We start from the raw sequence: 6,321 nt of genomic DNA on the forward strand, positions 1-6,321 counted from the left end.
TTGTCTCTAGCAAAGTTCAAATGAGATAAAATAAACGCTATTCAAGAAGACCTGCTTTATTAGCCATTCTTAGTAGTTCTGCCACACTGCCAACCTGCAGCTTTTTATATATTTTGGTGCGATGATTTTCCACCGTTTTTACACTCATATTGAGTAATTCTGCTATTTTCTTACTGGTATTTCCGGCAATTACTGAGAAAAACACTTCTCTTTCTCGCCGAGTTAATACTTCTAATGGGTTGGACGCCGGCTGACAATTATTGGCAGATAAGTTTGGAAAGAAGGTTTTACCGTTATAAACATCTTTAATCGCATGAATAAGAAGATCTGAGGACGACTCTTTGAGGATATAACCTTTAGCACCCGCTTTTTGCATCGCTAAAATATACTCAAGTTCGTCGTGCATGGATAAAACTAATATTTTTGTCGTTGGCCGTTGCGACAATAGTTTGTCAATTGCCACCAGTCCGCTCATATTTGGCATAGAAATATCCATCACCACAACATCAGGATCGGTTTTTAAGGTTTGACTGATTAATTCTATTCCATCTTTACATTCAGCCAAGATAGTAAACTCGTTACCTGCCTTTAAATAGTTTACTAATGCTTGGCGCATAAGCACATGGTCATCAGCAACAACAAGTGAAATACTCATAACGAAAGAGCCATGGTATGAACGCTATCATCTTGAGCATCTTTGACAAACACGCACCTGTACAAGCGTTTTACTAATTGACTTAATTGACTTTTTTCAAGTTTATTCAAATTAGCCTCTGTGTCCGGGTAAAGAAAAAAATAATGCGATACACCACTAATAATAGAAGGATGCATAGTGTTGTTCTGCAACTTTTCATGTTTTCTTAACAAGTAATAAAAGTTATTTACCCTGTTCGCCGTAAATTTGATTATGGCATAATTATAAACTTTAGCATTGTATAAAACATTTAAAAAGCATCAACTTATTCCTCAGCCAAGTAAACCTTGCTGTGGCTAATAATGGCCATAAAGTTTGATCAGTTTGTCAAAGCGGTCGACTAACTGCCGCTAAAAAAGCTAGATACAGAAACTTTATCAGCCGAAAGTCAGCTTAACCATTAACCCAAGCATTTAAATTATCAAGGCTATATATTAAGTGAGCTTTAAAAAGACCTGTTTTAATTGACGAAGTGCGATAATATAATTTACGACTAAATAATCTATACCTTATCCTTGTCACACTTCTTTATGTTATAATTGTTGCCATTAAATTTAATATCACTAGGCTAACGTTACATGTCTGCACACCCTATTATTAATATTTCGGTTGAACCAATCGAGCTTTGTAAATTACTAAAAATTGCCAATATGGTCGGTGGTGGTGGCGAAGCCAAAATAGTGATCAGCGAAGGTTATGTTCTAGTTAACAATGAAGTTGAGTTTCAAAAACGAAAGAAAATTCGTCATGGCGATACCGTTGAATTTGATGGCGAAATTTTTGAAGTTGCCCATACTCCAAAACAAAAGTCATCAACGACTGCACAGCCCAGTGGAGCTGGAACTAAAAGCTCGCTTAAAAAGAGTAAATCAAACACTAAAGAAACCTTTGTTTCTGCAGAGCAAGCAATTGAACCATCATCTTTGCCGGCGAAGAGAAGACCTATTTCCTTCTAATTTCAAACAAATTTGATGATATACCCCCAGAAAAACACTCCTTAAATGGGTGGAAAATCAAGCCACCCTACTTTACTTTAGTAATAAAAAAGCTATGCTTATCGAACAGTTATGGCGCTTATAACAATAAGAGCTGTCATTATTGCTGACAACGGCAACATCTTTTTGGCGTAGTATTTCTTAATAACAATGATATGCTATTGTTTTAGCACTTGTGCCGTAAAATATAATTTTGTCTGCTACAACAACATAATGAAATGGATAATATGAAAGAAAAAATACTTGTCGGTGCTAGAGAAACTATTGATTTACCCGAATTAGAGCTATTTGAGGTTGCAACCCGCATTGATACTGGCGCGCAAACTTCATCGCTCCATGTTGACCATATTTCTGAAAATAAAGTCACTGGCATGTTGGACTTTGAATTTCATCCTGATTCTCACGATGTCACTAAAACGATTAAATGTTCGGCAAAGATAGTCGATAGAAAACGTATAAAATCGTCTAACGGAGAAAAAGAACGTCGCTATATCATCAATACGTTGGCGGTAATGGGCGAATTAACATGGACAGTAAGACTGTCATTAACCGACCGGTCAAGCATGAACCACTTGATGCTATTGGGACGTGAAGCGATGAAAGGTGAAATGTTGGTCGATCCAGAATTTAGTTATCTCGCCTCAGTAGAAAAAATATCACCGAGTGTTGAGTAACGTTGAATAACATTAATAATAGTCAATAATCAATGATCAATAAAGCAAAGGCCTTAATATGACCTTAAGGTTAACATTTTATCATAGATAGTTTTGTAGTAAGCGGAGTAATAAATGCGCATATTAATCGTCGAAGATGACAAGATCATCGGTGATGGTTTAGTTCAATGTCTATTGATGGATAATTACGCCGTTGATTGGGTTGAAACTAAAGAATCCGCTGAAACAGCATTTAGCCTGCCACTAAATTACAGACTAAAAAAATGATGACTCTCTATTCAAAAAATGTCATTACTTGCGCTGAAGATGAAGAACTAACCGACCTTTGTGCCAATACTCTACGAAGTTAGCTTGGGTCTGAAGTCTATCAGACCAGATATCGTTACCACGAAAACCTTTTGATTGAAGATCAACACTGCCATTAAACCATGGACGATATAAATCTTTATCTTTACTTGAAATTCGTATAATTATTTCATCAGCAAGATTAGCGGCTGCCAGTTTAATCCAAATATTTTCTTCCTCAGCGCGAATATCTTTGACTAAGTTTGTATCTTGCACTAGCACGTTGAATATATTTTGCGTTGCGTGAACAGGAGCAACCATGACAATAGCAATCAGTAAAATTAGAGCTTTCATATCTTTCCTTTAAATGTTTTGTATTCTTAATATTGTGATCATAATTTTCCACCTCTATCTAGACTCGTGAAAGTAAAATAAAGTCACATTAACCGTAAACACAAAAAAATCATTGATAATGCAGACAGAGTAAAACCTAAAACCAGTCAGCACATCGCTTATTTTCAGTCTAAATAAAACACCCGAATAAATTTTTAACACTTCGCCTATTATCAATAAATATACTTTGATTACTTGCCCACTATTTGATTAAATTACTTTGTGACTATTTGACTAACAGCCTTGTCTATAAAGGCATTATTATTGCAAAATGAAGAGATAAAAAATGAGAATCTTACTATTTTTGGCCACTAACATTGCCATTATGATGATTTTGAGTATTACCTTTAGCTTATTTGGTATTGAAGGCTTGTTGGCAGAAAATGGCGTCGACCTTAATTTTCAATCATTACTCATTTATGCCACGGTTATTGGCTTTAGTGGTTCGTTTATCTCCTTGTTTATTTCTAAGTTTATGGCGAAAAGAAGTATGGGCGTCGAGGTTATCGTGACGCCGAATAATCAAACCGAGCGCTGGCTACTCAAAACAGTACAAGAACAAGCCCTAAAAGCCAATATTGGCATGCCTGAAGTCGGTATTTTTAATCATCCTTCACCGAACGCTTTTGCAACGGGTTGGAGTAGAAATAATGCCTTAGTCGCGGTAAGCACCGGCTTATTAAGTCACATGAGTCAAAATGAGGTAGAAGCGGTTCTTGCTCATGAAATAAGCCACGTCGCCAATGGCGATATGGTAACAATGACACTTCTGCAAGGGGTTTTAAATACCTTCGTGGTGTTCTTATCACGCATTATCGGTCATGTGGTTGACCGCAATGTATTTAACGTAAAAAGTGGTCACGGACCTGCCTTTTGGATTGTCTCATTAGTTTCTCAACTCGTATTGGGCTTATTAGCGACTATGATAATGATGTGGTTTTCTCGCTATCGAGAATTTAGAGCAGATGAAGGTGGTGCAAGCCTTGCGGGCCGACAAAATATGATTGCCGCACTCAGTAAACTAGAACAACTACAAAACTTGCCCCAGCTACCGACCGAAATGTCAGCTTTTGCCATTAGCTCAAGTAAAATGAGCGCACTCTTTTCGAGTCATCCGCCATTAGCAAAACGCATAGCATCGCTGAGCACTAAATAAGGGAGCTATTGTGTTGTCACGTTTGTATGATTTTATGCCAGGTTTAAACACCTTATTTAACTATGAAAGAAGTTGGTTTGCTGATGATGTTAAAGCGGCATTATCGGTTGCAGCCGTTGCATTACCGGTTGCTATAGCTTATGCACAACTCACCGGAGTTAATGCCGTAGTAGGCTTGTACTCCTGTGTATTACCTATGATGGTATATGCATTATTTGGGACCTCTAAGCAATTAATCGTTGGGCCTGATGCGGCAACTTGTGCAGTTATTGCGGCACTGATCACCCCTTTAGCCGCCGGCGACAGTACTAAGCATTGGCAGTTAGTTATTACCATGACAGCGATGACCGGTTTTTGGTGCATTCTGGCCAGTCGTTTTAAGCTTGGTGTATTGGCTGACTTCTTGTCTAAACCTATTTTAATGGGGCTGTTAAATGGTGTTGCCATAACAGTTATTGTTGGTCAATTTTCTAAAATATTTGGTTTTACCTTTGATGAAAGGTATCTGCTCGAACGTTTGGGCGGTGTCCCTGATTACTTAGCACAAACACATTTCCCAACATTAACTATCGCCTTATTTACCCTGGCTATTTATTTTGGTATGAAACGCCTAAAGCCCACTTGGCCTGCTTCAATGTTTGCCATTGCGTTGGGTGCAGCCTTAGTATGGCTTTTTAAATTAGAGCAGTTTGGTATAAAAACCATTGGCGTTGTCGAGGGGGGCTTACCCTTATTTCAAACACCTGAATTTAATGTCGGTGTTATTCGTGAGCTTGTTATGCCAGCACTTAACTTAGCGATAATAAGTTTTGTTAGCATGATGCTCACCGCTCGCAGCTTTGCCGCAAAGAATGGCTATGACGTTGATGCAGATAAAGAATTTATGGCTTTAGGTATTGCTAATTTAGCGTCGGCTGTATCACAGGGTTTTGCCGTCAGTGGCGCCTCTTCTCGCACCGCAGTCAATGATGCCAATGGCGGTAAAACCCAATTAGTCTCTATTATAGCCGCAGCCATTATTGCTATTATTGCTATTTTCTTTACCGCACCCCTTGAATTTATTCCCAGTGCCGCCTTGGGGGTTGTCTTGATTATTGCTTCTGTGCACCTACTAGATCTTAAAATGGTCTGGAAACTCAGACTAAAAGACCGACAAGCATTTTACTTAACCTTAACCACTTTATTAGCGGTGTTATTTATTGGTGTTATTCCCGGTATTACCCTTGCTGTATTACTAGGTTTATTCCAATTTATTAGGACGGTAATGCGCCCCACCGACCATATACTCGGTGTTGATATCAACGGTGTAGTAAGAAGTTTAGATGCCAGTGATAAAGCAAAAGCGGTGGACGGTATTTTTATTTATCGTTTTAATTCGCCTTTAACTTACTTTAATTCTAGTTTCTTTAAACGCCGATTGTTAGAACAATATGCCAGACAAAAAGATGACATTGAGTGTGTAATTATTGATGCGGTGCCATGTTTTACTCATTTAGACTTAAGTGTGATGGCGATGCTATCAGATTTAGAGGTTATTTTTAGAAAGCGCGGTGTTCGCCTTGAGCTTGCTGGCAGAAAAAGACAGTTGTTGGCGTGGTTTGTAAAAGCAGAGATTAAATCAGGTCACGAAGGAATTTATGTGCATTCTGATTTGTATTTAGCCTTGAGAATGAACCAACGTAAACAAATCACCGAAACCGTCAGCAGCGCAGAAGAAATCACGCTTTAGCGTAAAATAATACCATGCTTTTTATGGTAGTCCTGCAATAAACAGCATCACTCAATATGATAAGTACAAAGCCTGTTTAACAAAGATTAAACAGGCTTTTTAGTAATGGTTACGCCATTACTTAGACTTGACCACGTCATCTGACTTCATTACAAAATCAACAGCTAATAATTCATTAATATCAACGAAAGGGCTAGCGTGCATGGTAATAATGTCAGCAACTTTTCCGACTTCGAGTGTTCATAAACGCTTTGACATCACCATTAAATCAGCCGCATTAACCGTCGCTGATTTTAAAATTTCTTGTGATGTCATATCGGCTTTATATCTATCATTAAAGGATAACAACCAATTCAACACAAAGCATTTAATTTGTTGTTTTATAAGGCTAATCC

General features: G+C 38.0%; 7 protein-coding genes. 5 read left to right on the forward strand and 2 right to left on the reverse strand.

Translation table 11 applies throughout. The features are described 5' to 3' along the window. Nucleotides 1-37 precede the first annotated feature (37 nt). A complete protein-coding gene (locus tag H4J75_RS17075) occupies nt 38-655 on the reverse strand; it encodes a response regulator transcription factor (protein WP_070373951.1) in 618 nt (205 codons plus the stop codon). 617 nt (nt 656-1,272) lie between these two features. Between H4J75_RS17075 and H4J75_RS17080 the strand changes: the two genes are divergently transcribed. The 3 genes from H4J75_RS17080 (at nt 1,273) to H4J75_RS17090 (ending at nt 2,630) form a co-directional block, all read left to right on the forward strand. Next, on the forward strand, nt 1,273-1,650 hold the full coding sequence (locus tag H4J75_RS17080; protein WP_070373952.1) for an RNA-binding S4 domain-containing protein: 378 nt from the start codon (nt 1,273-1,275) through the stop codon (nt 1,648-1,650). Nucleotides 1,651-1,916: 266 nt separating this feature from the next. After that, nucleotides 1,917-2,363, forward strand: coding sequence for a RimK/LysX family protein (locus H4J75_RS17085; RefSeq protein ID WP_083277877.1), 447 nt, complete (start codon nt 1,917-1,919; stop codon nt 2,361-2,363). Between the two features lie 114 nt (nt 2,364-2,477). Further along, on the forward strand, nt 2,478-2,630 hold the full coding sequence (locus H4J75_RS17090) for a hypothetical protein (protein ID WP_182222781.1): 153 nt from the start codon (nt 2,478-2,480) through the stop codon (nt 2,628-2,630). A gap of 24 nt (nt 2,631-2,654) precedes the next feature. Here the strand turns inward: H4J75_RS17090 and H4J75_RS17095 are convergent, their stop codons facing one another. Then, nucleotides 2,655-3,002, reverse strand: a complete 348-nt coding sequence (locus H4J75_RS17095) for a hypothetical protein (RefSeq protein ID WP_182217008.1) — start codon at nt 3,000-3,002, stop codon at nt 2,655-2,657. A 325-nt stretch (nt 3,003-3,327) separates the two neighbouring features. On the opposite strand from H4J75_RS17095, the gene htpX reads away from it, so the two are divergent. Together htpX and H4J75_RS17105 are read left to right on the forward strand one after the other, a co-directional pair. Continuing rightward, entirely contained in the window at nt 3,328-4,197 is an 870-nt protein-coding gene (gene htpX, locus H4J75_RS17100) for a protease HtpX (RefSeq protein WP_182217010.1), read from the forward strand. A 10-nt stretch (nt 4,198-4,207) separates the two neighbouring features. Beyond that, nucleotides 4,208-5,926: a SulP family inorganic anion transporter gene (locus tag H4J75_RS17105; RefSeq protein ID WP_182222782.1), complete on the forward strand. Its 1,719-nt coding sequence runs from the start codon at nt 4,208-4,210 to the stop codon at nt 5,924-5,926. Nucleotides 5,927-6,321: the final 395 nt, after the last annotated feature.

Source organism: Colwellia sp. BRX10-1, assembly GCF_014077545.1.
Taxonomy (GTDB): domain Bacteria; phylum Pseudomonadota; class Gammaproteobacteria; order Enterobacterales; family Alteromonadaceae; genus Colwellia_A.